The 25380-nt window shown below is 62.2% G+C and carries 23 protein-coding genes; 14 read left to right on the top strand and 9 right to left on the bottom strand.

From position 1 onward, the window contains the following. Window positions 1-271 precede the first annotated feature (271 nt). From SAZ10_RS32890 to ugpC, 3 genes are read left to right on the top strand one after another with little or no spacing between them, the layout of a single operon-like run. Complete coding sequence (locus SAZ10_RS32890; protein WP_318613774.1) at window positions 272-1156, top strand: ABC transporter permease subunit; 885 nt, start codon at window positions 272-274, stop codon at window positions 1154-1156. Between the two features lie 6 nt (window positions 1157-1162). Beyond that, entirely contained in the window at window positions 1163-2059 is an 897-nt protein-coding gene (locus SAZ10_RS32885; protein ID WP_318613773.1) for an ABC transporter permease subunit, read from the top strand. A 13-nt stretch (window positions 2060-2072) separates the two neighbouring features. After that, window positions 2073-3194: a sn-glycerol-3-phosphate ABC transporter ATP-binding protein UgpC gene (gene ugpC, locus SAZ10_RS32880; RefSeq protein ID WP_318613772.1), complete on the top strand. Its 1122-nt coding sequence runs from the start codon at window positions 2073-2075 to the stop codon at window positions 3192-3194. Between the two features lie 9 nt (window positions 3195-3203). On the opposite strand, the gene SAZ10_RS32875 is transcribed toward ugpC, so the two are convergent. The 6 genes from SAZ10_RS32875 to SAZ10_RS32850 all read right to left on the bottom strand — a co-directional run bounded on the left by SAZ10_RS32875 (window position 3204) and on the right by SAZ10_RS32850 (window position 8140). Next, the gene (locus SAZ10_RS32875) at window positions 3204-3509 is read right to left on the bottom strand and encodes a hypothetical protein (protein ID WP_318613771.1); all 306 of its coding nucleotides are present in this window, start codon (window positions 3507-3509) and stop codon (window positions 3204-3206) included. Window positions 3510-3698: 189 nt separating this feature from the next. Continuing rightward, the gene (locus tag SAZ10_RS32870; RefSeq protein WP_318613775.1) at window positions 3699-4139 is read right to left on the bottom strand and encodes a GFA family protein; all 441 of its coding nucleotides are present in this window, start codon (window positions 4137-4139) and stop codon (window positions 3699-3701) included. A gap of 142 nt (window positions 4140-4281) precedes the next feature. Next, on the bottom strand, window positions 4282-5139 hold the full coding sequence (locus SAZ10_RS32865; protein WP_318613770.1) for an ABC transporter permease: 858 nt from the start codon (window positions 5137-5139) through the stop codon (window positions 4282-4284). Further along, window positions 5136-5954 (bottom strand): ABC transporter ATP-binding protein, encoded by an 819-nt coding sequence (locus tag SAZ10_RS32860; protein WP_318613769.1) that lies wholly within the window; start codon window positions 5952-5954, stop codon window positions 5136-5138. The genes SAZ10_RS32865 and SAZ10_RS32860 overlap by 4 nt, the downstream gene beginning before the upstream one ends. Beyond that, a complete protein-coding gene (locus tag SAZ10_RS32855; protein WP_318613768.1) occupies window positions 5954-6856 on the bottom strand; it encodes an ABC transporter permease in 903 nt (300 codons plus the stop codon). The genes SAZ10_RS32860 and SAZ10_RS32855 overlap by 1 nt, the downstream gene beginning before the upstream one ends. A gap of 9 nt (window positions 6857-6865) precedes the next feature. Next, a complete protein-coding gene (locus SAZ10_RS32850; protein WP_318613767.1) occupies window positions 6866-8140 on the bottom strand; it encodes a hypothetical protein in 1275 nt (424 codons plus the stop codon). Between the two features lie 334 nt (window positions 8141-8474). On the opposite strand from SAZ10_RS32850, the gene SAZ10_RS32845 reads away from it, so the two are divergent. Continuing rightward, window positions 8475-8831, top strand: a complete 357-nt coding sequence (locus SAZ10_RS32845; RefSeq protein ID WP_318613766.1) for a RidA family protein — start codon at window positions 8475-8477, stop codon at window positions 8829-8831. A 1-nt stretch (window position 8832) separates the two neighbouring features. On the opposite strand, the gene SAZ10_RS32840 is transcribed toward SAZ10_RS32845, so the two are convergent. Further along, window positions 8833-9717: a LysR family transcriptional regulator gene (locus SAZ10_RS32840; RefSeq protein WP_318613765.1), complete on the bottom strand. Its 885-nt coding sequence runs from the start codon at window positions 9715-9717 to the stop codon at window positions 8833-8835. 196 nt (window positions 9718-9913) lie between these two features. On the opposite strand from SAZ10_RS32840, the gene SAZ10_RS32835 reads away from it, so the two are divergent. The 3 genes from SAZ10_RS32835 to SAZ10_RS32825 are packed head-to-tail and all read left to right on the top strand — an operon-like array spanning window position 9914 to window position 13036. Continuing rightward, entirely contained in the window at window positions 9914-11152 is a 1239-nt protein-coding gene (locus tag SAZ10_RS32835; protein ID WP_318613763.1) for a hydantoinase/carbamoylase family amidase, read from the top strand. A 13-nt stretch (window positions 11153-11165) separates the two neighbouring features. Beyond that, window positions 11166-12074, top strand: coding sequence for an allantoinase PuuE (gene puuE / locus SAZ10_RS32830; protein WP_318613762.1), 909 nt, complete (start codon window positions 11166-11168; stop codon window positions 12072-12074). Next, window positions 12071-13036: an NAD(P)-dependent oxidoreductase gene (locus tag SAZ10_RS32825; RefSeq protein ID WP_318613761.1), complete on the top strand. Its 966-nt coding sequence runs from the start codon at window positions 12071-12073 to the stop codon at window positions 13034-13036. The genes puuE and SAZ10_RS32825 overlap by 4 nt, the downstream gene beginning before the upstream one ends. Before the next feature lie 39 nt (window positions 13037-13075). Here the strand turns inward: SAZ10_RS32825 and SAZ10_RS32820 are convergent, their stop codons facing one another. After that, entirely contained in the window at window positions 13076-13981 is a 906-nt protein-coding gene (locus tag SAZ10_RS32820; RefSeq protein WP_318613760.1) for a LysR family transcriptional regulator, read from the bottom strand. Between the two features lie 106 nt (window positions 13982-14087). Here SAZ10_RS32820 and SAZ10_RS32815 point away from each other — a divergent pair, with 106 nt between their 5' ends. The 6 genes from SAZ10_RS32815 to SAZ10_RS32790 all read left to right on the top strand — a co-directional run bounded on the left by SAZ10_RS32815 (window position 14088) and on the right by SAZ10_RS32790 (window position 21272). Continuing rightward, window positions 14088-14702 carry a nitroreductase family protein gene (locus SAZ10_RS32815; RefSeq protein ID WP_318613759.1) on the top strand — a complete coding sequence of 205 codons (615 nt, stop codon included), beginning with the start codon at window positions 14088-14090 and terminating at the stop codon, window positions 14700-14702. Beyond that, window positions 14699-15547: an EamA family transporter gene (locus SAZ10_RS32810; protein ID WP_318613758.1), complete on the top strand. Its 849-nt coding sequence runs from the start codon at window positions 14699-14701 to the stop codon at window positions 15545-15547. Before SAZ10_RS32815 ends, SAZ10_RS32810 begins: the two co-directional genes overlap by 4 nt. A gap of 166 nt (window positions 15548-15713) precedes the next feature. Beyond that, window positions 15714-17162 (top strand): TolC family outer membrane protein, encoded by a 1449-nt coding sequence (locus SAZ10_RS32805; RefSeq protein ID WP_318613757.1) that lies wholly within the window; start codon window positions 15714-15716, stop codon window positions 17160-17162. A 33-nt stretch (window positions 17163-17195) separates the two neighbouring features. After that, window positions 17196-19358 (top strand): type I secretion system permease/ATPase, encoded by a 2163-nt coding sequence (locus SAZ10_RS32800; protein WP_318613756.1) that lies wholly within the window; start codon window positions 17196-17198, stop codon window positions 19356-19358. Window positions 19359-19375: 17 nt separating this feature from the next. Beyond that, entirely contained in the window at window positions 19376-20665 is a 1290-nt protein-coding gene (locus tag SAZ10_RS32795) for an HlyD family type I secretion periplasmic adaptor subunit (RefSeq protein ID WP_318613755.1), read from the top strand. Then, window positions 20655-21272 (top strand): ribbon-helix-helix domain-containing protein, encoded by a 618-nt coding sequence (locus SAZ10_RS32790; RefSeq protein WP_318613754.1) that lies wholly within the window; start codon window positions 20655-20657, stop codon window positions 21270-21272. Before SAZ10_RS32795 ends, SAZ10_RS32790 begins: the two co-directional genes overlap by 11 nt. Window positions 21273-21292: 20 nt before the next feature. Here SAZ10_RS32790 and SAZ10_RS32785 read toward each other — a convergent pair whose 3' ends face one another. After that, window positions 21293-22306 carry a transglutaminase-like cysteine peptidase gene (locus SAZ10_RS32785; protein WP_318613752.1) on the bottom strand — a complete coding sequence of 338 codons (1014 nt, stop codon included), beginning with the start codon at window positions 22304-22306 and terminating at the stop codon, window positions 21293-21295. A gap of 312 nt (window positions 22307-22618) precedes the next feature. On the opposite strand from SAZ10_RS32785, the gene SAZ10_RS32780 reads away from it, so the two are divergent. After that, a partial coding sequence (locus SAZ10_RS32780) for a DUF5801 repeats-in-toxin domain-containing protein (RefSeq protein WP_318613751.1) occupies window positions 22619-25380 on the top strand: 2762 nt, incomplete at its 3' end.

Below are 25380 nucleotides of genomic sequence, written 5' to 3'. Positions count from 1 at the left end.
CTTCGAGCGCCGCCACATCGGCGCAATCGAACGCCCACCGCCCGTCAATCCAAGCAAAAGGAAGCCGACTTGCTCCCCGCATCAGATGAGCTTCGCATATGCATAATTTTCCCCGGACAGCCCTGCGGTCGACGGGGGAGAGGAAGCGCCGGCCGCGAAGCTTGGCGTCCTTCCTCTCCCCTTTTTAGGGGAAGAGGTGCCGAGCGAAGCGAGGCGGAGTGGGGGTCTGCCGTGTCATATCCGATTGCCCTGCATTTGCGTGGAGCCTGATTTGGAAAAGCGCGCGACATTCTCCAATCTCTGGCTGGCGGCGGCCTTCATCGCCCCGCAGATGCTGCTCGTCTTCATCTTCTTTTACTGGCCGTCGGGCGAAGCGCTCTATTGGGCAGTGACCCTCGAGCCGCCGTTCGGCGGAACGAACGAATGGGTGGGCTGGCTCAATTTTCAGACGGTGTTCTCCGACCCGAAATACTGGAACTCGGTTTGGGTTTCGATCATCTTCGCGGCGGCAGCGACGTTCACGTCGATCGTGATTGCCGCCATGCTTGCGCTCTTCGTCGATCGCCGCCTACCCGGCCATCACGTCTATCAGTTCAGTTTCTTCCTGCCCTATGCCTTGGCAGCACCTGCCGTCGGCCTCGCCTTCCGCTTCATCTTTTCACCCGATGCGGGCTTCGTGGCGGCAATCAACCGCGTCTTCCCGGATCTCTGGAACCCTGCGCTCAACGGCTGGGACGCGCTCGCGCTGATCGTGTTCGCGCAAAGCTGGAAGATGGTCGGCTACAACTTCATCTTCTTCCTCGCGGCGCTGCAGTCGATCCCGCGCACGGTTGTCGAGGCAGGCGCGATGGACGGGGCCGGCGTGCTCGCCCGCATGCGCGACATTCAGTTGCCGCTGATCGCGCCGACGCTCTTCTTTCTGCTGGTGATCAACATCACCGACAGCTTCGTCGATAGTTTCGGCATCGTCGACATCACGACCCATGGCGGGCCGGCACGGGCGACCGACCTCATGGTCTACAAGATCTATTTCGACGGCTTCGAGGGGAAGGACTACTCGCTCGCCGCCGCGCAGTCGATCGTGCTCATGCTGCTCGTGATGGCGCTCACCTTCGTCCAGTTCCGCTTCATCGAGCGGCGCATCCATTATCGCTGAGCGGCCATGATCGAACGCACGCCCATCCTCGACGCCTTCACGCATCTGCTGCTGATCTTCAGCCTGATCGCGCTGGCCTTCCCGCTCTGGGTCATCTTCGTGGCCGCGAGCCACGACTTCCACACGGTGAACCAGGTGCCGATGCCGCTATGGCCCGGTACCCATTTCCTGGAGAACATGGCCACCGCCTGGGAACGCGGCAATTTCGACCGGGTGATGCTGAATTCGCTGATCGTGGCGGGGGGCGTGACGGCCGGCAAGATCATAGTCTCGGCGCTGTCGGCCTTTTCCATCGTCTATTTCAACTACCGGCTGCGCATGGTGATGTTCTGGCTGATCTTCATCACGCTGATGCTGCCGCTCGAAGTGCGCATCGTGCCGACCTATGCGGTTGCAACCGACGTGCTAAGGCCGTTCCAGTCGATCTTCGACTTGGCCGGGCTGTCGATCGAGCTGCCGGAATGGAACCTGCTCAACACCTATTCGGGCCTGATCCTGCCGCTCGTGGCGACCGCAACCGGCACTTTCCTCTATCGCCAGTTCTTTCTGACCGTGCCGGACGAGCTCGCCGAGGCGGCGAAGATGGATGGCGCCGGCGCTGTCCGCTTTTTCCTCGAAGTGCTGATGCCGCTCTCCAAGGCCAACATGGCCGCGCTCGCCACCATCATGTTCGTCTGGTCGTGGAACCAGTATCTGTGGCCGCTGCTCGTCGTCACCGACCAGGAGCACTACGCGACGGCGACGATGCAGCTCCAGAAGATCGTGCCCGGTCCTTTGTTCGGCGAGCCGCCCATCTGGAATGTAGCGATGGCTGCCAACCTGATCGTGCTCGCCCCCCCGGTCATCGTCACGATCCTTTTGCAGCGCTGGTTCGTGCGCGGCCTGATTTCGACCGAGAAATAGGAGCTTCAGCCAAATGGCCGAAATAGCCCTGAGGAATATCCGCAAATCCTACGGCAAGACAGAGGTCGTGCACGGCGTCGACCTCGAGATCGAGCGTGGCGAACTGATCGTCATTCTCGGCCCCTCTGGCTGCGGCAAATCCACCCTTTTGCGGATGGTCGCCGGGCTCGAGGCGATCACCTCAGGCGAGATCCTGATCGACGGACAGGTGGTCAACAGGCTCGAGCCACGTGAGCGCGGTTGCGCCATGGTCTTCCAGAACTATGCTCTCTATCCGCACATGACGGTTGCTCAGAACATAGGCTACGCGCTGAAGATCGCCGGCCTTTCAAAGACCGCGCGTTTGGACAAAGTCAGACAAGTCGCGGCATCGCTCGGCCTTACCGAGTTCCTCGAACGCAAGCCCGGTCAGCTTTCAGGCGGTCAGCGCCAGCGCGTCGCCATGGGCCGCGCCATGATCCGCGAGCCAAAAGTATTCCTTTACGACGAGCCGCTGTCCAATCTCGATGCAAGGCTGCGCGTCGCCATGCGCGTCGAGATCCGCAAGCTGCATCAGCGGCTGGGCACCACGACCCTGTTCGTGACCCACGACCAGGTCGAGGCGATGACGCTCGCCGATCGCATTGTTGTCATGAACAAGGGCGTGGTCGAGCAGGTCGGCACTCCCGCCGACGTCTACAAGCGCCCCGAGACGACCTATGTCGCCGGCTTCATCGGCACGCCTGGTCTGAATCTGCTGCCCGCAATCGCCGAACCGGACGCTGGAGTGATCGCGTTGCGGGACGGCCAGCGCCTTGCCTATGATACCCAACGCTGGCCGGACGTTGGGCACGGTCCGGTGACGGTCGGCTTCCGCGCCGAAGCCTTAAAGCTGGAAGCCGGCGGCCTGTCCGGCCGATTCGACTTCGTCGAGGAGCTCGGCGCGGCACAGCTGGTCCACGGCACCTTCGCAGGCGAGACGATCATCGCGCATGTGACCGATGCCCGGCGCCTTTTGCCCGGCGACCCGCTTTCATTCAAGCTCGCCCCCGACGACATTCAGCTCTTCGACGCGGAAACCGGCCGGCGGATGCCAGGCGAGGTCTTGCCTGCGACCGAGCGCAGGCGCGTTACACCAACGCTGGTGAAAGCGTAGCCGCCATCATCATCGGCCATTTCCTTCCGCAGAGCTCATTGCGATATACTGCGGGAGCTTTGCTTCGAAGTCAGGGAAGTAGCGCGAAATCACGCTGACATCGAAACGCGACAGGATCGCTTCCTTCGGCTCGCGGTCGAGCAAGAAGCGGAAAGCCGCCTCGACACAGTGCTCCGCCCGGCAGGTACCATTCGTGAGCCTGTCATAGTCCCTTCGCGCCATGGTGACGTGATGGTGGGTTTCACCGGCTGCTTCGCGGATCGTGACCTCGAAGGCGAGCGGATCCGAAGGGCTGACCTGTATCACCTCGATCATGACGCTCTCCCGGTTCAACGAGCCTGGGGACCGGCTCGGGTAGGAAAGGGCAGATTGGAAGCTGCCATTCGGCCAGACTTGTCGAGCTAGAGCATTTTGCAGCCAAGTGCCATCACTTGGCGTTGCACAAATGCGGCAAAGAACAAACGGATAGAGCGGCAGCCCGGATTTATCCGGGCCTCAGCCGCTCTAGAACCACACGTCTTCGATGCGGCGGCCGTCTCGCGGCAAGTCATCGAAGCTATGCAGGCCGTCGAAGCGCTGGAGCGGAATATCCGCAACCTCGTCGGGCTCGGCGAGACGGAGATTGACCGCGATCCTGATCCGGCCGTCTTCGCCCGGCCCTAGCCCGCGCCAGCTCACGAGGTTTCCGCAGGTCCGGCAGAAGTTGAAGGAGAGTGGCGACCCCGGTCCGCGGGTGTAGGCCGTGAGCTTCTCCTCCGGATCGTCGATGTGGATTCCATAGCCATCGAAATCATAGGCCCAGAGCACGCCATAGCGGCGGCAGGCTGTGCAGTTGCAGATCGTCGCGTCGGGGATGTCGCCCGCGAAGGACCAGCCCACCGAGCCGCACAGGCATCGGCCGCGCACCACTCTGCCAGCCTCCGTGCTCGATGAATGGTCGGGCATCATCGTGATCCCTGCTGCGCTCAGTCGGGGCGACACTATCGCCTGCCTGCATGGCTCCGGCAAGACGCCTTACCCTGCCTGAGAACCGTGCCAGGCGATGAACCGCGTTTTGGGTCCGCAGCAGATGCACGCGATGCCGGTGCTACCGCCCGATCTTGTTCCAGCGGTTGATGTGCCCGAAGATTTTGGCCGCGATCCAGTAGCTCAGCGTAGCGTAGAGCACTACGAGCAGGGCGATCAGGAACATGCGGTCGAGGAAGCCATAGGCCTGGGAATAGACGAGGATATAGCCCAGGCCGGACTGCGACCCCAGGAACTCGGAACCAAGCACCGCGCCCCATGCGGCGCCGAGGGCGAGCAGCACCGCCGATTCCACCTCGGGAAGGATCGCCGGGAGGATGACGGTTCGGTAGAGGCGCCAGCGACTGGCTCCGAAGGTTCGAGCGTTCTCCACATAGACCTGCGGGACGTTGCCGACCGCATTAACCACGGCGGCGAAGAAGATGACGGCGACGCCATAGGCGACGAAGCTGACCTCTCCGGTGAAGGACAGGCCGAACCAGATCTGGAACAGCGGGATCAGGGCGAGAAGCGGCAGCACTCTCAGGAACTGAATAGGCAGATTCACGATCCGCCGTCCCCACGCCGACCACGATACTGCCAGGCCGAGCAGGGTCCCGATCAGCGCTCCGGCTGAAAAGCCGATGAGCAGGCGAAGGAAGGTGGCGCCGCTATGATAGATGATGGCCAGGAACGCATAGACGTAGCTCTGGGCATCTCCTGCTGCGACGGAGCCGAACCCCCAGCCGCCGGGCCAATAGAGCGACAGCGACAAAAGGGTGGTCGTGAACACAACCTGCCAACCGGGCACGAGGGGGGTGCCCGGCACGATCTCCTGCGGGAAGGCGACCGACAGCGCCTGCCAGCCGACCACCAGCGCTCCGAGCACGCCGAGCGCGATGAGCCGATCGCGATGAGAAGTCCATTGACTGCCCGTCATGCGACGCTCTCCAACGGGTGCTCGCGCGCAGCCTGCCCGTGGGCGATGCCCAGATGCTCCAGCAACTTTCGTTTGAGCGCGATGGTAGCCGGTTCCGCCAGCGTCTCGTCATCCCGCGGCCGCTTGCTTTCGACCCGGAGGTCATCAATGACCTTCCCCGACCGCATGACCAGGATCCGGTCCGCCAGAGTGAGGGCCTCGTCCACGTCGTGGGTGATGAACAGAACTGTTCGCTTGCGCCGGTCGACCTCGTTCCAGAGCTCGAGCAGCACGTCATGGATCTTGTGCCGCGTGACATAGTCGAGCGCTCCGAACGGCTCATCCAGCAGGAGGACGTCGGACCCGTTAGCGAACACTGAGGCGATGGCGACGCGCTTCAGCATACCGCCGGACAATTCCCGGGGCCAAGCATCCGCCACGTCCGCGAGCCCCACCTTCGCAAGATAGTGGAGCGCCGCGCTTTTGCGCTCGGCCGCGGCGACTCCTCGGCAGCGGAGTCCATACTCGACATTGTCGAGCACGCTCATCCACGGAAAGACGCTGTCCTTCTGGAACACGACGCCCCGGTCGGGACCAGGACCGGCGATCGGCGTGCCGCGGGTGCGGATCGTTCCACCCGTCGGCCGGTCAAGGCCGGCGCAGAGCTGCAGCAAAGTGCTCTTTCCGCACCCGGAAGGGCCGACGATGCAGACGAACTCGCCTTCCGGGATGGAGATGTTCACGTCCGAAAGTGCATGAATGGTGCTGCCGTCGCGCCGGCGGTATTGCCGGGACAGTGCCTGCGCTTCGAGGGCAAGAGGCTGTGTTGCGGACATTAAATAGCTCCTGACCGTCCGTTGGCTGGAAGCGCGCGCCAGCGCGTGATCCTGGCAAAGAGGCTGGTGACGATTGCATCGAAGACGGCAGCGGTAAGCGCCAGAAGCAGGAGCGCGGCAAACAGGGTTTGCACGTCGGAAACAGCTGTAATGCTTCTGATCAGCTTGCCCAGGCCCCGTTGCGAAGCAAGCAATTCGGCGATCGCTTCCAGGCCCCATGCGCCAGCCAAGGCTATGCGGATGCCGCCGAGGATTTCGGGAAGTGTGCCGGGAACGAGAACGTCCCACAGGATGCGGCGCGGCGAGGCGCCGAAGGTACGGGCCGCGGACTCGTAGACCGGGTTGAGGTTGTCGGCGGCCCGCTGCGCATAGGTGTAAAGGATCACCGAAACATAGAACGCGACGGTGGCAACGGCGCTGGCCCTGTCGCCACCCAGCCATAAAAGGAGGAAGGGCGACGCGATGATGATCGGCACGGTGCCCAGCGTCAGCGCGATCGGATCGAGCACGGCGCGCATCAGCGAGGAACGCGCCGTCACCAGTCCGGCCACGGTGCCGATCGCAGTGCCGGCCAGCATTGCCATCAGCACATTCTCCACAGTGTAGAGCAGCGCGCTGAAGAAGCCCGTATCGACCAGGCCATAGAATGCGAACGTCTTGTGATACCAGAATTTCTGGACCAGCGTCGTCACCACGCCCCAAGGCGTCGGCAGGGCCGATCTCGGCGTGACCGGAAGCAGTGCCTGCCAGATGCCGATCAAAAGCAGCACCCCGAGAATCGCGAACGGATCGAACCTCCAAGGGATGGGAGAGCCTACGGCGCCGAGCCCCTTCCTCGGAGATACAGCCGAGCCCGGATTGACCGGGCTCAGCGACGAGTTTTGGTTGTGCGGCTTGCTCAAAGCGGCTTCCTATTGCGATGCGGCAAGCGCGAAGCGGTAGGCGTCCAGATAATCGTGCCAGCCATAGAATTTGCGGGCCTCGGTGACGAGATCCTTCTTCTCCTGAGACAGCGACGCTACGTCTAGCTTGCCAAGAAGCTCGTCCGTCTGCTTGCGGTAGTCCTCGAGCTGCTGCCAGAGCTTGCCGCCCCACACGAACTCATCCGGTGTGACATCCGCCGGCACCACTCCGTTCTCGGCGAAGGCGCCGATGATCTGCTCATAGAGCGGCTTGTAATAGAGCAGCGACTGTTCGTCGGTGTAGAACCGCGTGTTCTCCCCATACGTAATGTAGGGATGGAAGAGCTCGACCGTGCCCGCCAGGTCTTTGCCGGTGAGATTGGTGCCGGTGATGCTGTTCAGCACCGGCGCCTGGATGTCATACAGGGCCGGATCGGCCTTGATGGCGTCGATCGTGCGCCACACTGCCGAAATATAGCGGAGCGCGGTGTTGGGATTCTTGTTGACCCATTCCCCATTCGCTTCCGCCCCGACAGCGGTGATCGAACGCAGGATGGGGGAGTCCTTGCCCTTGGGTCCATGTGCGATCAGGTCGTCGAGGCAGACCAGCCGGGTCCAGCCCGCCTGAAGCAGCGAGTAGACGACAGGCGCGCCCGACGGGTGGGCAAACTGAATCTGCCCGGCTTTCGCCGAGACCAGGATATTGGGATCGTCCAGGATCTTGGGCGTCCAGGTAACGCCGGAAAGCTGCGTGATGGTATCCTCGAACAGTCTTTCATTCGCTACAGGCGTGGAGGCTAGCTCCTTGCCCTGCACAGGCGCCATAGCCTCCGCAATCGCTTTGTCGAAGGGCATGCCCTCGGCGAGATAGTCCTTGATCCCCTTCAGCTTCTGCTCGGGCGAAGCGAGCATGCAGCCGGCAACGATCACGTCATGGAACATGATCTGCTTCACGACTCGCGAATTCTGATAGGTGGGCAGGAAGTTCGGCGGATATCCGTGCGTCACATCGAGGTCGCCACGCATGAGCAGCGAATGGGCCTGCTCCTCGGTCACCTTCGTGCCTTCCGCAGGCGAGATGCTGATGCCGACATCCCCGAAGAATCCCTGCTTCACGCCGATGATGGGAAAGGATCCATCAGCGTAAGGCAGGATGCCCATCCTGACTGTCGACTGGGGGATTTCAGTACCCGGCTCGGGAGCGGCCGGCTTGTATTCCTGCTGGGACAGGGCCGCTGTGGTCATCCCCGCCATGAGGCCGGCGGAAACAGCAAGAGCCGCCATCCACCGCCTTGGCCTGTTATTGTCTATAGGGCGGTCGAGTGCCGCCAACCGTATTTCTCCCATTTGCCGTCCTGTTCCTTCTTGGAGTTGGATTGCCGGCCACGGCGCAGAGAGCTCCCTCTCCTGCTCCCATGTCCGAACAGAGCTTCCGACGCGTTTTCTGTTTAGACAAGCCGAAATGCGTTTACAAAAACCATCAAATTTTCTGAAGTGTCAGCTTTGCAATCGGCCGCCTATCAAATTTCGTGAGGGACACACGTCATAACTTCGCGATGGAGGGCCGCGGGGCCAGCCTGTATGTGGACGGCCCACCAAGCACGAAGGAGCATCAGTCGTGATAGAGAGACATTTCTCCAATGCCAGGATGAGTCAGATGGTGACCTACCCCTTGAGCGGCACGGCCGTCGTCTTGGCGGGCCTGGCCGCGGACGATCCGACGGGGGACGTGAAATCGCAGACCGCCCAGGTTCTGGCGAAGATCGACCGCTTCCTGGAGCAGGCGGGAACGGACAAGACCAGGATCACGCATGTCTATGTATGGCTGCCCGATATTGGCGACTTCGAGGCCATGAACAGCGTTTATGACGCCTGGGTGGCGCAGGGTCATCAGCCGGCGCGCGCGTGCGTCGAGGCCAAGCTCGCCGATCCGCGGCTCAAGGTCGAGATCCAGGCCTTCGCGATCAAACCATAGGTCAGTGCGCGGCCGCAGCTCTGAGGGCCGCGCTCTCGATCGCCCGATATACCGGTGAATCGTCGCCGGCCGGCCGTATCGCTAGGATCTGTAGCGGAGGAATCTCGGGCTCCGCTCGCAGAATCCGCAACAGGCCTTGCTTCACCTCCTCCTGGAACAGCCGCACCGGCAGCTGTGCGAGGCCGAGGCAATCGATCGCCATGGACGCCGTCGTTCTGAACGTGTTGCAGATCGTGACGTTGCGATAGTGGATCTTGTTCTCGGTGAACCATTTCAGGTGCGAGCCTCGCGCCTGCCACTCCCTGGTCACGGATAGGATCGGTAGCTCCGAGAGAGCTTCGGGGGTCAGTATATCCGGGACATCCGGAAGCTCGGGACTGCACATCCAGCGGAAGTCGATGCTCTGCAGGGGCGTGGAGTGGAATTTGGAGGGCGGCAGCTCGCACGCCGCCAGCGCCATGTCGAGGCCGCGCGCGATGAGCTTTTCCTCCAGCACATGCGATACGCCGATCTCGAGCTCGATCTGGATCAGCGGGTGCTCGCTCTTGAGCATCTTGATCAAGCCGGCGAGCCAGGTGACGGCGACATTCTCAGTGACGCCGAGCCGGACATAGCCCGCGACCTGCTGGTCGTGCGGGGCGGCCGCTTCGATGAGCCGCTGATAGGCCAGCAGCACCTCCTCGGCGTAAGGCAGAAGCCGCGAGCCCTCCGGCGTGAGCCTGGCGTTGCGTTGCGAACGGTCGAACAGCATCGCATTCAACCGGCCCTCGATCTCCTGGATGCGCATCGACACTGCCGATTGCGTGGCGTTGAGCTTCTGCGCCGCCTTGGCGAAGCTCCCCAGCCGCGCCGCCCAGAAGAAGGTTTCGAGGTGCCGTAGGTTCACTTCACCCTCCCGCAATCTGCAATTTGCTTGGGATAATTCAAACTTTCTGATGCGCCAAGCCAGATTAATATCGTTTTTGAGTTTGTTGGCCGCTGAGTAACGTACCGAAGGCCCGCAGCGACGACAGCGGACGCCGCCCGGAAGCGGGCTCTCTTCAATGGCACAACGCCGGCAGCGGCTGGCACTGGAAGAAAAAGTGAGCATTTCTATTGAAATCGACGCCGAGCTCGTTCGGCACTTCGTCTTTGAACTCGCCGAATTTGGACGTGTCGGCGAGAGCGGGGTCACGCGCCTCGTCTATTCCCCCGAGTGGGTCGCCGCCACCGACCAGTACGCGGCGTGGTGCGAGGAATCCGGCTTGAAGGTGGTCCGCGACGCAGTAGGGAACGTCTGGGGACGCCTGGAAGGAAGCGAAGCCGGCAAGTCTATCGCCTCCGGTTCGCACATCGATTCCCAGGCGCCGGGCGGCCGATATGACGGCGCGCTGGGTGCGCTTGCTGGAATGATTGCCCTGCGGGTGCTCAAGGCACAGTTCGGGCAGCCCCGTCGAACGCTTGAGGCCGTCGCCCTTTGCGAAGAAGAGTCGAGCCGGTTCCCCAGCGCGAACTACTGGGGTTCACGCGCCATCACCGGGCGTATCTCCCCGACGGATCCCGACAGGACGATCGCCTTCACCGGCGAGACAATGAGCGAAGCGATGCGAGCCGTCGGGCTCGACCCGGCGCGCATACCGGAAGCCCGGCGCGATGACATCGACAGCTTCATAGAGCTGCATATCGAGCAGGGCCCGATACTGGAGCAGGAGGACACGCCGGTCGCCATCGTCGATGCGATCACCGGCATCCGTCATTACAATGTGCGCCTCAAGGGCACCCAGAACCATGCCGGCGGCTTCCCGATGGACATCCGGCGCGACCCCATGGCGGGCTTCGCCGAGATCGCCAGCGGCGTCGTGAACACCGCGCACCGCATGGGCCGCCCTGCCGTCACCACCGTCGGGCGCGCTGTCGTGAAGCCGAACTATCCGGCCATCATTCCGGCTTCGGTCGAGTTCTCCATCGACGCTCGGCACCCTCGCGCCGACAGGCGCAGAGAACTTTATGCTGCGCATGAGGGCCTCATGCGCGAAGTCGCAGCGCGCCGCGGTCTCGAGATCGATTGGGATATTCAGATCGATCACGAGCCTGCCCCGTCCGATCCCGAGATCGTAAGCATGCTGCAGAGGGTTGCTCGCGAACAGGGCGTCAAGACGCTGACCATGGCGAGCGGCGCCGGCCATGATTCGCAGCAGATGGCTTCCATTGCGAAAGTTGCGATGATCTTCGTGCGGTCGAAAGACGGCCGCAGCCACACACCCGACGAATTTTCCTCGATCGAAGATATCGTTCAGGGCATCAAGGTGCTGGCCGCCGGCTTGCACGCTCTCGCTTACTGAAGGAGGTATGGAGATGTATCCACGAGACCTCAAAGGGCATGGTCGTTTTCCGCCGCATGCCAACTGGCCCGGCGGGGCCAGGCTCGCCGTGCAGTTCGTCATCAATTACGAGGAGGGCGGCGAGCATTCGGTTCTGCACGGCGACCGCCACAGCGAAGCGTGGCTGACCGAAGAGCCGGCCGCGCCGCTCCACAACATCCGCAACATCAGCGTGGAGACGCAATATGAGTACGGAACGCGCGCCGGCTGGTGGCGGCTGTACCGGATGTTCACCGAACGCAAGCTGCCGGTGACCATCTTCGGCATCGCGAAATCGCTGGAAAGAAACCCGGAAGCGGTCGCCGCTATGAAGGAGGCGGATTACGAGATTGCCTCGCATGGCCTGCGCTGGATCCACTATGCCGAAATGCCGGAAGAGCAGGAGCGGCAGCACATTGCGGAGGCGATCCGCATTCATGAGCAGGTTACGGGAAGCCGGCCGTCCGGCTGGTACACCGGGCGCATGAGCGCCAACACGCGGCGTCTTCTGGTGGAGGCGGGCGGCTTTACCTATGACGCCGACTCGTTCGGCGACGACCTGCCCTACTGGACCGAGGTCGACGGGAAGGACCACCTCGTCGTGCCGTATACGCTCGATAACAATGACGGCCGCTATGTCAGCCCCTACGGCTACAATTCGCCGAGCTTCTCGGCCTATCTGATCCAGGCCTTCGAGTTTCTTCGTCGCGAGGGCGCGGAGCGGCCCAAGATGATGAGCATTGGCCTCCATACCCGACTGGTGGGCCGTCCGGGACGTGCAGCCGACCTCGAGAAATTCCTCGACCACGTGGCCGCGGCGGAGGACGTCTGGGTGGCGCGCCGGATCGATATCGCCAATCACTGGATCGCAAATCATCCGCCAGCCGCGCGAGATCTCAAATGACCTACCTCGTTACCGGCGCCACCGGCTTCATCGGCACCAATATCGTCGAGCAGCTGGTCGGCATGGGGGAGAAGGTGGTCGCGCTGAGCAACGTCGCGCCGTCGCGGCGGCAGGAACGCCTCGCAGAACAGGGCGACCTCGCCTACGTCCGCGGCGATGTTCGCGACCAGGCGGCGCTGGAGAGCGTTATCGAGCGGCACGGTGTCCAGCGGATGATCCACGCCGCAGTAATAACCTCGAATGCCGAGCGCGAGCGAAAGAACGGTCCGCTGATCGTGGACGTCAATCTGGTGGGCGCAGCCGCTGCTGCGACAGCGGCCGCCAACAAGGGGCTCGAGCGTTTCGTCCTGGTGGGATCGGCCGGCGTTTTCTCGGCCCACGATCTCCCCGACGGGATGCTTGTCGAGGAAACCCAGCCGCAGCGCGTCGATACGCTCTATGGGATCGGCAAGTCCGCGGCCGAAGTGATCGTCAGCCGGATCTGCTCCTTGAACGGGCTACCCTACGTGATCGGCAGGGTCGCCACCGCCTTCGGCCCATGGGAGCATGATTCCGGCTACCGCGACACGCTGAGCCCGATCTATCAGCTGACAGGAAAAGCGCGCTCTGGCGAAACCGCCGTTCTTCTGCGCGACAAGAAGAGCAATTGGCACTATGGGCGCGATGCCGCGGCAGCTCTCATTACCTTAGCCCGGAACGCCGGCGAGCCCCGTTTCCGCGACTATAATCTTGGCCCGCAATCCGTTTGGCCGCTTAGCCAATGGTGCATCCGGCTCGCTGACCGATTCCCCGGCTTCAGGTTCGAAATCGGCGAGCCGGGAAATATCGAGCTCTATGGCGCCAATGACGGCGGCGTGCTTTCGGGTTCACGCTTTGCCGACGAGTTCGGGCCGCCGGCTCGCTTTGGCGTGGATGCCGCCTTCAGCGACTTCATCGAGTGGCTGGAAGGCGAACGGCAGTAAGACAGGGCTCCGCAAAAGCAGGGCCCTCGCCGGCGAGGTTCATCCCTCCGCTGTCGGGGACCGGCCGAACTGCCGTACGAGGAAGTCAAGAAAGACACGGATTTTCGGCGCGAGGTGCTGGCGCGACGGATAGATGGCGTAATGTGTGGTTTCCGCTGTCGCCCAATCGTCCAATGCCGACTCCAGGCGACCGGCCTTCAGGTCTGTCTGGACATATGGAAATGGGATCAGGCTGACCCCGAAGCCGCCGCGTAGCGCGTCGCGCACGGCAAGGCTCGACGTGACGGAGTAGCGCGCCTCGACGGCGATCCGCTCGGTGCGTCCGTCTTTGCGGAATTCCCAGACATCGGCATTTCCGCCAAGAGGAAAACGGATGTGGTCCAGCGTCTTCAGATCGGAAGGCGTTTGCGGCTTGCCGTGCGCTTCGAAATAGGATGGAGCCGCGCAGAGCACATACGGCGTCACCGCCAGCTTTCTTGCAATCAGGCTTGAATCCTCGAGATTGCTGCTGCCGCGAATGGCAAGGTCGAACCCCTCACGCACGATATCCACTCGGCGATCATCGAGGTGCAGGTCGAGCTTCAGCTCAGGGTAGCGCGACAGGAATTCCGGGATTGCCTCGGAAAAGCGTATGAGTGCGACCGTCATGGGCGCACTGACACGCAGCGTCCCGGTGGGCGACGTCCTGGCGGAAGAAAGCGCCATTTCGGCCTCGATCAATGCGTCGAGGCCGCGTGTGACGTGTTCGAGGTAGGTCTTGCCCTCCTCGGTCAGCGCCATGCGCCGCGTCGTCCGGTTGATCAGACGTACTCCTAAATGCGCCTCCAGTTCCGCGACATTCTTGCTGATGGCGGGAGGAGAAAGGCCAAGTTTCCGCCCGGCCCCCGCAAAGCTGCCCAGCTCCGCCACATGCCGAAACACATGCAATGCCGTGTAGCGATCCACCGCATTATTCTCCAATAGAAAATAATCTCTTAGTTATTTCGCACATTATCACCGGACAGTGAATTCGATAACTTAGCTGCATCGATTTCAGCTGGGGTTCAACGTCATGCACTATCCTGCGATCTCCCTGATCGAACGGCGCGTTTCCGCCAACCTGTTCGATGCATCTCACACTCTGAGGGACGCCGAGATTGAAGACCTCGTTCGTCTGGCGACGCGCGCGCCCTCTGCCTACAATCTGCAGAACTGGCGCTTCATTGCGGTCCGGGCGCCGGGCGCGAAGGCGAGATTGCGTGAGCTTGCCTACGGCCAGGCCAAGGTGTCGGACGCGGCCGTCACCTTCATCGTGTGCGGGCAACTGCCCGATCACACCACCCTTCACGAAAGGCTGCGACCGTTTGTCGAATCGGGACACATGCAGCAGGCCACGGCGTCGGGCTGGCAGGAGAGCGCAGCTGAACAATATGCCGATCCGCGCGTGGCGCGCGACGAAGCCGTACGCTCGGCCACCCTTGGAGCAGCGACGCTGATCTATGCCGCCGAAGCGATGGATTTCGTATCCAGTCCCATGGTCGGCTTCGACGCCGAGGCTGTCACGCGTGAGTTTGGCCTCGCTGACGATGAGGTGCCGGTGATGCTTCTTCCGGTCGGCCGCGCCGCGCCGGGAAACTGGCCACAAAAACCGCGGCGTCCCGTTCGCGAGGTTCTTCAAATATCATGAAAACAAATGCTTGGGATCTACCGCTCACTGCCTTTGCGCCGGTCGTCTGGGGCAGCACCTATCTCGTGACGACGCAGTTGTTGGCGGGCTTTTCGCCAATAACCGTCGCCATGCTGCGGGCGCTGCCGGCCGGATTGCTTCTGCTGGCAATCGTGCACCAGCTGCCGACTGGAATCTGGTGGCTGCGCTCTTTCGTGCTCGGAGCCCTCAACATCTCGATTTTCCTGAGCATGCTGTTTGTTGCCGCTTACAGGCTTCCCGGTGGAGTTGCCGGGACAGTGCTTTCGGCCCAGCCATTGATCATCGTGTTCCTGGCATCCTTTCTGCTTGCCAGCCCCGTCCGTCCACTGGCGATCATAGGCGCACTGGTCGGCATGGGCGGGGTTGCCTTGCTGGTCTTGACCCCGAGCGCCGCGCTCGACGCAATCGGCATTGCCGCCGGCCTGGCAGGGGCGACCTCCATGGCCTTGGGGAGCATACTGGCCCGGAAATGGCGGCCGCCCGTTTCGCCTCTCGCATTCACGGCCTGGCAGCTGACGGCAGGCGGTCTGCTTCTGGTCCCCGTCGCCCTCATCTTCGAGCACGCCCTTCCCGTTCCCACGGCCTCGAACCTGCTCGGGCTGGCATGGCTCGGCCTGATCGGGGCCGCCTTGACCTACGCCCTGTGGTTCCGGGGCATCGGGCGGCTTGACTCCTCGGTCGTGTCGTCCCTCCTCTTCCTCAGCCCGTTGACCGCGGTGCTGCTCGGGTGGAGCTTTTTGGGGCAGACACTGACGGCGCTTCAGATTGCCGGCATCGCTCTGGTGATCGGCAGCATCTGGCTCACCCAGCGAGCGACCCGCTAGCGTTCGTGACATTCAAGCAACAGTGGCGCCCGATTCGCCATCATTCTCTCGAAATCGGTGAGCAGCAGCGACTTCACGCGAATTGCATATGATGAACTTATGATAGTAGCCATGACTCTGGGGAAATGGCCTGGGTTGTGAACCCAGGCAAAGGGCTGGGGTACACATGTATAAGAGAACGCAGCTTCGCGTCGCGATCACAGCTGCTGCTTTTTCAACTGCGCTAATGGCTTCTTCGCCTAGTTCGGCGATCACGCTGAAGGAAGCGATCGCTACCGCGCTGCATTCAAATCCAGAGATCGGCCAGGCGATCGAGAATCGCGAGGCGACCGAGTTCGAGCTGAGGCAAGCCAGGGGACTCTACCTTCCCTCGGTGGATCTGGAAGCGTCCGTGGGCGCAAGGCGGCTGGACAATACGTCTCGACGCGCGCTGGACATCGACGAGGACAATATGAACCCGACAGGCGTCGACCTGCTCGTGACCCAGAAGCTGCTCGATTTCGGGGGCCGCCGCGCGGAAGTGGACCGCCAGGCGTCACGCGTCGACGGCGCCTCCTTCAGGGTCCTGGAAAGATCGCAGGTGATAGGCCTGGCCGTCGTCCAGGACTACCTGGAATATATTCTCCAGACCAAGATCGTTGCCGATACGGCGCAGAACCTGCAATTCCATCAGGGGATTCTGGGCGAAATAAGGGAGGGCGTCCAAGGTGGCGCCCTGACCGATGCTGATTTGCAGCAGGGGCAGGAGCGCCTCTACGCGGCGAAGGCACGAAACACGCAGGCGCTGGGAGAGCTCGAAGAAGCGAAGATTCGTTTTTTCAAAACCGTCGGCGTCCCGCTGACGAATCCTTCAATGCCCGGTTCCGTGGCTTCCCTGCTTCCGGGATCGCTCGACTCGGCGATCGGTTTGGCTCGGGAGAATAGCCCGCGGATCAGGGCTGCAGGCAGCGATGTCGACGCCGCGGCGGCGGAGGTTCGTGCCGCCAGGTCGAAATACGGCCCGGAACTTTTCGCCGAAGGTCGCGCCCGCACCGGCCAGGACATTGACGGCACTGAGGGCGACACCAGCGATCTCGAAGTGCGTCTGGTCCTGAAATGGAACCTCTATCGCGGAGGCATAGACAAGGCGAACGAGCAGGAGAAGATCCGTCGCGCCAGCGAGCAGCGGCTGGCGCTGCATCAGGTGCACCGCGAGATCGAGGAGGTCGTGCGGACGTCGTGGGAGCGCCGGTTCCGTCAGGCGGATCTGGCGAAAATATTGAGGGTACAATCGGCCACGAACGACAAGCTGGTCGCCTCCTACCGCGAGCAGTTCAAGGTCGGCAAACGTTCGCTGCTGGACGTCCTCGACGCGCAGAATACGCGATTCAACACGAAGATCCTTGCGGACACGGCCGTCTTCGCGTCGCTCTTTGCCGAGTATCGGCTGCTGGCGACGACCGGCAAGCTTCTCGACGCGATGAACCTGACTGCGCCGCAGCAGGCCGACGCCTATGCACGGGCAGAATTCAATACGCCAAGTGCGCCGCCGGCCGACGACTACGCGCGGACGCCTTCACGTCAGTCGAACAATGTCCCGCTCGATCTGCTGGCACCGATTCGAAAGACGAAATAGTTGCGGCCGGGCCGGCTCGGCTGGTCGACCACGATGAATCAAACCCCACGGTATTCCACTCCCGCTGAAGCATTCAAAACGTGCTTCAGCGGGATCGCTGCTTTCCTCGGGCGGCCAAGCGCGCATACGGTCCTGTTTACCGGAGTGCCGCTCGGTCCCGGTGCAATTTCGTTCGAGGAGATCGAATTCGTCTCCAACAGGGTCGGCATTGAAGCGAGGAGCTTTACACGCGCCGATTTTGTGCGCCATCGCGTGGAGCTTCCCGCGATCGTGTTCATGGTCGACCGGCCGCCTGTGGCGCTGCTGTCGGAACAGGATGAATCCGAATTCAACACCCTGCCGCAGGACAGCGGACGCACCACCATCAGCCGCGGGGAGATCATCGAGGCAGAGATCAGCCAGATCGTCGGATTTTCGCTGACCTATGCCAATACGAATGAAGAAGCGCGGCTCGGTTCGGCCACGATCATAGAAAAGCGGCACTGGCTCACTGGAACGCTCGCCCCGTTCTGGCGGTCCTATATCCGGGTCGGCTTGGCGGCATGCTTCATCAACCTGATAGCGCTCGGATCGCCGATCTTCACCATGAACGTGTACGATCGCATCCTGCCCAATAAGGCGGTCTCGTCCCTTTGGGTGCTGGCGATCGGACTCGCGATCTCAATCCTCTTTGACCTCCTGCTCAAGACGGCTCGGGCCGCACTGATCGACTATGCCGGCCGCAAGGCGGACCTCCGAATATCCTATTTGCTGTTCGAGAAGGTCCTGAACGCTTCCCTGGCCACGAAGCCGCTGTCGACCGGAGAATACGCAAACCGCGTCACCCAGTATGAATTCGTACGCGAGTTCTTCACCTCGAACACGATCAGCGTCCTGATCGACACGATGTTCGTCTTCGTATTCCTGTTCGTGATCTGGCTGGTCGCCGGCTGGCTCGTGGTGGTTCCCACGGTTGCGTTCGTTGCCGCCCTCACAGTGGGCCTGGTTACGCAATACCGCATCGGCAAATGCACCTCGACGGCGATGAACGAGTCGTCGCAGCGCCAGGCACTGCTGATCGAATCGATATCTACGCTAGAGACCGTGAAGGCGCTTCGGGCAGAGTCTTACCTGCTTCGAAGGTGGCGTGAACTTTCGAAAAATGCCGCGCACACGTCCGAACGGATAAAGCAGCTCTCGGCGGCGGCTGCCAACATCACGCAATTCATCCAGCAGTTGGTGACGGTCGTGATCATTGTCATGGGCGCCTACATTTTCGCGGCCGGCGATATCACGACCGGGGCCATCATAGCGGCCGTCATGCTGTCAGGGCGCGCTGTCGCCCCGCTTGCCCAAATAGCGATAACATTGTCGCGGCTTCGCCAGGCACTCCTGTCGCTCAAGATCCTGAATGGGATCATGGCGCAACCGGAAGACCTCCCGAACACCGTCGGGTTCGTCAACAGGCCAATTCGCAACGGCGCGGTCGCGTTCAAGGACGTGAGCTTCGTTTACCCCGGAACGGAAGCCAAGGTCATCAACGGGCTGAGCTTCCAGATCAGGCCCGGCGAGCGGGTTGGCATCATCGGGCGGATAGGATCGGGCAAAACGACGATCGGCAGGCTGCTCGGCCGGCTCTATCTGCCGACCTCCGGCGACCTTCTCATCGACGGCATCGACGTGCGCCAGTACCATCCCGCAGAAATACGCAGCGCGGTCGGCATTGCCGGTCAGACAGGCGATCTGTTTTCCGGCACCATCAAAGAAAACCTGCTGATGGCGAAGCCGGACGCCAGCGACGAAGAGATCATCGCCGCGGCGCGACAGAGCGGCGTCGATGAGTTCGTCTCGCGCCATCCACGCGGTTACGACATGAATGTCGGAGAGCGCGGCAGCAGCCTCTCGGGCGGTCAGAAGCAGGCAGTTGCAATCGCCCGCCTGCTCATTGCGAAGCCCAAGATCGTCTTTCTTGACGAGCCTTCAGGCTCGATGGACCTGGCATCGGAACGACTTCTCATTCGTCAGCTTTCCCAGGCATTCGACAGCGATACGACGATCATCATCTCCACGCACCGCTTCAGCATGCTGGAGTTGGTCGACCGTCTGATCGTCGTCGATCAGGGTCGGGTGATCGCAGACGGCCCGAAAGCGCAGGTCATCCAGGCTCTTCAGAAAGGCAGTGCGGAGGTCCCGGCTGTACGCAAGGCAGCCGAATGACGCCTGGGTCGAATTGAATGTACAAGCTCGTCGATCGCCCGCCTCCGATGGCCAACGCCGTCATCCTGTTCATTGGCGCCCTGATCGCCGCCCTGGTGACATGGGCCGCCTTTGCCGAAGTCGACGAGATCACGCGAGGCGAAGGACGCGTGATACCCGCATCGAAAACCCAGATCGTGCAGGCCAGCGAACCGGGCGTGGTCCAGGAGATAGCGGTCAAGGTCGGGCAGATCGTTCACAAGGGCGATCTCATCGTCAGCCTCGACAACACGACCAATGTTTCTTCGCTCGGGGAATTGGAGGCGAAGGCACGCGCGCTCAGCGCCCGCATCGCGCGCCTCAAGTTGGAACAGTCGGGCAAGCTCGACGCACGGCTGGAATGCCCGCAGGTGGTCCGGCAAAAGGCGCCTGAGGTCTGCGAAAACGAGGAGAAGCTCCTGGCGGCCCGGCAGGACAATTTCCGGAACAAGCTCTTGGTTCTGCAGTCCCGGCAGCAGCAAAGGCAGAACGAGCTCGGCGAGGCGACAGCCAATCTCACAAGGCTCAAGGAGAGCCTGGAAATCAATTCCAAGCAGTTGGACCTTGTCTCCTCCATGGTGAAGCGAGGCCTCATGGCGCAGACCGAACTGATGCGCACCCAGGCTGAAAACGCTGAATTCAAGGGGCAGATCAAAGTCGGCTCGGAATCGATCGCGAGATTGGAAGCGGCCGTGCAGGAAGCCGACCTTCAGGTCAACGAGCTGCCGCTGGAACTCCAGCAGGAAGCGCTCGACGAGCTCACACAGTCGCTCGCCGATCTCTCCGTCGTCGAGGAAACGATCCGCGGCGCCTCGGACAAGGTCAAGCGGACCGAGATCCGCTCGCCGGTCGACGGCATCATCAACACGCTCGACGTCAATACGATCGGCGCTTTCGTGCAGCCTGGAGCAACCGTTGCCGGAGTGGTTCCGACCTCGGAGACGCTCCTGGTCGAGGCGCGCGTTTCGCCGAAGGATGTCGCATTCATCCAGCCGAACCAGCACGCCCTCATCAAGATAACCGCCTATGACTTCTCGATCTTCGGCGGGATCAACGGCAAGGTCGCCAATGTCTCAGCCGACAGCCTGATCGACAGCAATACCGGCGAAACCTTCTACCAGGTCCGGGTGACCACCGATCAGGCAGCCCTGGTGAGCAAGGGCAAATCCTATGCGATCATCCCGGGAATGGTCTGTTCCGTCGAGATCATGACCGGACGCAAGACCATCCTCCACTATCTCTTGAAACCCTTCAACAAGGCCCGCGAAGAGGCGCTCCGTGAGCGCTGACGCCGGTCGGTCCGCGGCATCGCCGGAGGTGGATGCCGCCTTACCCGAGTTTCGCGTCGTCTCGCGCGGAACGGAGCGCCGCGGCATTCGGCTGGAGCGCATCTTCTGGCAAGCCGCCAAGGAGATCGCGCGGCGCAACGGCACCACAATCGCCGCGTTCATCGATGAGATTTCGAAACACAAGGCCGAATCGGCAAATCTCGCTTCGGCGATCCGCGTTGCCTGCCTTTCCTCGATCATTAGCCGGGCGGGGCGCCTGGAAGCGCTGACCTCGGGCAAGACGGTCAACTCGATCCTTGCTGCCGTCCCCTCGGCCGGATTTGCGCTGGGAGCGAACAAGCAGATCCTGGCATTCAACGCCGCCTTCCAGGCGCTTGTGCGTCGCCAGTTCCCGGTTCTGACCGAAGCGGAGCAGCGCACCGACCTCAAGCTGGCACTCGACATCAACATTGCCGAGCTTATAGCCCGCCTCGATCAGAACGGGAACACTCCCGTCTTGACGGGATTCGCCATCGGCGTTGGAGATCGCCGGTTTCGCGGCCAGCTCAATGCGGTGAAGGCGCCGACCAGCGGCGCCGACACAGTGCTTGCATTCGTAGTAGGCTGAGTGGCCTCGAGCCGACACTCTCAGAAGGCTTGTAGCTGCCTCGATTTCGATGGTGCCAATCCCGTGCGCAGCGATGCATTCCGCAGGGTCTTCACGTCGGACTTGCCATCGGAAGGATCGCCCTCCCCCGGCGCGATCGATGAGAAGTCCCGGCTGTTTGCCATGAGATCGCGGGACGGCGATTTGGAGCCGTGGATCCACGCACGGTGGTCGCTCAAGGAATAGAGCGGCTGATAATTGGGCAGGTCGGTATCCATCGCCACCTTGGCCCGCGTGTTGTCCAGGATGAAATTGCCGGAATTGGTGCTCACAGCCAGAACCGCATGAAAGACGCCGCGGTTGTTGTCGCGCAGCACGACGACCGAAAGGCTAGTGGCGGGAACGCCGGCACGTATGAGCGCCGTCATCTTCAGGATCGCGAAATCCTCGCAGTCGCCGCTCGCCCGAGCCAATATCTCGCGCGGCGTGGCCCAGTGGTCCAGTTCATCGTAAAGCGACTGGTCGGTGCGGTAGCGGAGCGTGTCATTGACGATCGAATCGACCAACCGGATCTTGTCGAGGAGAGACTTGCCTTCGATCTGACTGGAAATTGCAGCGAGCAGGTCGTTGTCCCCGGAGCAGGAATCGGAAGTTGCGCATTGCGAAACTTCTTCCATGATCCGCTGCCACCGCTTCGCCACCGGGAAGCTATGGATCGGAATGGCGACCGAGTTGAACACGCCGGCGATGATCGATCCCGTCTCGATCATATCGATGTTCTCGGCTGGACGCCGCTGCAGGCCTGCCAGCAGATGATCGTAAACGGCGACCTCGAACGCCTGCGGCGCCTGAAACGCTGCAAATCCAGCGTCGAATTCCTTCAGCGGCAACCCTCCCAGAAAGACATGGTCGTGGAGTTCGTGCCTGGCGTCTTCGATTGGAGAGGCATAGCTGCCGGCTGGATAGACCACCGTACCGGCGATCAGCTGCAGCAGCACCAAACCTAGTCTTGTATTGCTTAATATGACCTTCGGTATTCTTGCAATCTTTTCCATGACCTGCCCACCCATTGAGCGGACAGTACGAATAACTCCTAAAATTACAGGAAAAGGACATCAATAATGTTATGTATCTACTTTCATTCCAAATTTATATAAATCTTCGGCGATTCGTCAGCCAGCATCTTGGTCCGAGACCGTTTGGTTCACGCTCGATGGATACATATATCCCGTTATATTGTTCGCGTTAACCACGGGATAAATTCGTTCAGCTCTGCATATCCAGCTATATAGTTTCGCCTTCCGACATATTGCCCCTTTGCCCGGGAGCGTGTTTGGGTCCGCCCGGGCAATAGGGGGTTTATCTACATGGCTACGAGCTTTGATCTCGACGGCGCGGCTTCTTCCATGCAGCAGGACGAAGCTCAGGCTCAAGATTGGCCGATGGCCGCTTCGACAAGGATGGCCCAGGCCGAGACGCCGTCTTCAGACGACCAGGCGGCCGGCCCGGCGCCAGCCGGCGACCCGCAGCCGGTCGACGTCGGACAAGGCACGCCGCCCCAGAGTCAGGGAAATGTTCCCTCGGCCGATGCCCAGGGCGCAGGTGCGTCGAACGTCTACACGGTCGGCGAGAACAACACGGTCAAGCTGCCGGCCAATGTCTCGATCGACAATATCCGCATTGAAGGCGGCGACCTCGTGCTGCAGCAGGCGGACGGCACGCTGATCACCATCAAGGACGCGGCGCTCCACGTGCCGACCTTCATCATCGGTGAGGTCGAGATCCCGCGCGTTGCGCTGCTGGCCGCACTCGAGGCAAGCGGTGTCCAGGTCGCCTTTGGCAATGACGGGTCGATATCCGTCAGCGCCGCTGCCCCGTCGGCGGAGAGTTCAGGCGGCAATTTCGAGTTTACCCCTGGCGGCGGCATCGGCGAAGGGCTGAACTACACCGCGCTCCTGGGACAGACTGATCCAACCGTGGAAACATTGGAGAATTCGCAGCTCCTACCCCCGCTGAACCTGCTTCCCTCACTCGACATCAGCGGTGATTACACCGTCGATGAGGCAGCGCTTCCGGGTGGGACCAGTCCGTCGGACATCGGCCAAACAACTTCGGGTTCCTTCACGATCAACATAGGCGACGGTCTGCAATCGGTCGTCATCAACGGCACCGATGTAACCAACGGCGGTACGGTCTCCGGCGCGTACGGCACGTTGATCGTGACGCGCAACCCTGACGGCAGCTACAGCTGGACCTATAAGCTCACCGGCCCCACCTCCGATCACCACGACACGAATTCGGCAGGCACGAACGAAGGCGTTTTCGACAATTTCAACGTCGTCGTCACCGACGCCAACGGGGATAAGGCCACCGGCGCCCTGAAAATCGATATTCTCGACGACGGTCCCACGATCGATTTGAGCGGCAGGACCCACGCATTGGTGGTGGACGAGAGCTTCCTGCCGTCCGGCTCGCAGCAGGGCCCGTCGGGTTCCGTCCATGCGGAGGCTTCGTTCGCCGACGCGTTCAAGGTGACGACTGGCGCGGACGGCGGCACGACCAGCTACGCACTGGCCGTGACGACGGGCGCCTCTGGCCTCGTCGACGCACAGAGCGGCCAGTCGGTGATCCTGTCGCTCAAGGGCGGCATCGTGGAAGCCCGCACGAGCGGGTCAGGCGAACTGGTATTCACGGTCAAGGTGGACGCGGGCACGGGCAAGGTCGAGTTCGACCTTTTCCGCTCTGTGAAGGAGGCTGACTCCAGCAACCCCAATGACGCCACCAGCCTGTCGGCGAACCTGATCCGGCTCGTCGCAACGGTAACAGACGGCGACGGCGACCACGCATCGCAGACCCTGAATATCGGGAACCTGCTGACAATCAGGGACGACGGCCCGGTCATCGGTAGGCCTCAATCGACCTCGGTGGACGAGGAAGGATTGCCTAGTGGCAACGCGGGCGACAGCTACCCCGGGGGCAGGGAGGCGGCCGGTGGCGACCTCGCCGGCGAAGCCAAGCAAGCGAACGGCAACCTCAACATCTCCTTCGGCGCCGACGGTCCGCATGCGACGTCGGCGATCGTGCTGGCGGCGACCGGCGCGACCTGGACGCAGGCGACGGCCACCACCGGCACGCTGGCCGCCAATGACGGCTCGTGGCAGATCGTCGTCAAAGCCGATGGCACCTACACCTTCACTCTGCTGAAGCCGCTCGCCCATACGGGGGCGGATGTCGAGGATGACGTCAACATCAACGTGACCGTGACCGCCAGGGACGGCGACGGCGACACCCAGCAGGCCGCTTTCTCCGTTACGGTCAACGACGATGCGCCGGTGTTCACGGCAAATCCGGAGTCTGCCTCGGTGGACGAGGAAGGGCTTGCAGGCGGCAACCCGGGTGACAGCTACCCTGGGGGCAAGGAGGGGGCCGGCGGTGACCTTGCCGGCGAAGCCACGACAGCGAACGGCAACCTCAACATTTCCTTCGGCGCCGACGGCCCCCATGCGACGGCGGCGATCGTGTTGGCGGCGACCGGCGCGACCTGGACACAGACGTCGGCCACCACCGGCACGCTGGCCGCCAATGACGGCTCCTGGCAGATCGTCGTCAACGAGGGCGGCACCTACACCTTCACGCTGCTGAAGCCGATCGCTCACCCGGGAGCCAATATCGAGGACGACATCAAGATTGACGTCACGGTGACCGCGAGGGACGGCGACGGCGACACTCAGCAGGGCGCCTTCTCGGTGACGGTCAACGACGATGCGCCGGTGGTTTCGGGCCAGCACGATGCGGCGATCAAGGTCGACGAGGACGACATCCTGAACCTGCAGTCGGTGGGCACCAGCCCGAATGACGGCACGGGTGACGGCTCCTCGACCGATCCGCTGCTGGCCGGCGGCGCTGCCACGGCGTCCGGCTCGGTGAGCGCGCTCGTCAACTTCGGCGCGGACGGCCCGGCGGCGGGCGGCGGCTTCTCCTTCACCGCCGATGCGGCCGCCACCATGGCGGCGCTCGGCCTGCAGTCGAAGGGCGGGGTGCTCAGCTTTGCGGTCGTCGGCAACGCGCTGATCGGCTATGTCGACAACGGCAACGGCAAGTACAACGCGATCGGCGACCGGACGGTGCT

The sequence above is a fragment of the Mesorhizobium sp. BAC0120 genome (assembly GCF_033542235.1).
Taxonomy (GTDB): Bacteria; Pseudomonadota; Alphaproteobacteria; order Rhizobiales; family Rhizobiaceae; genus JAWRCU01.
Note: the sequence above shows the minus strand (reverse complement) of the source record. Positions and strands in the feature narration are given on the sequence as shown.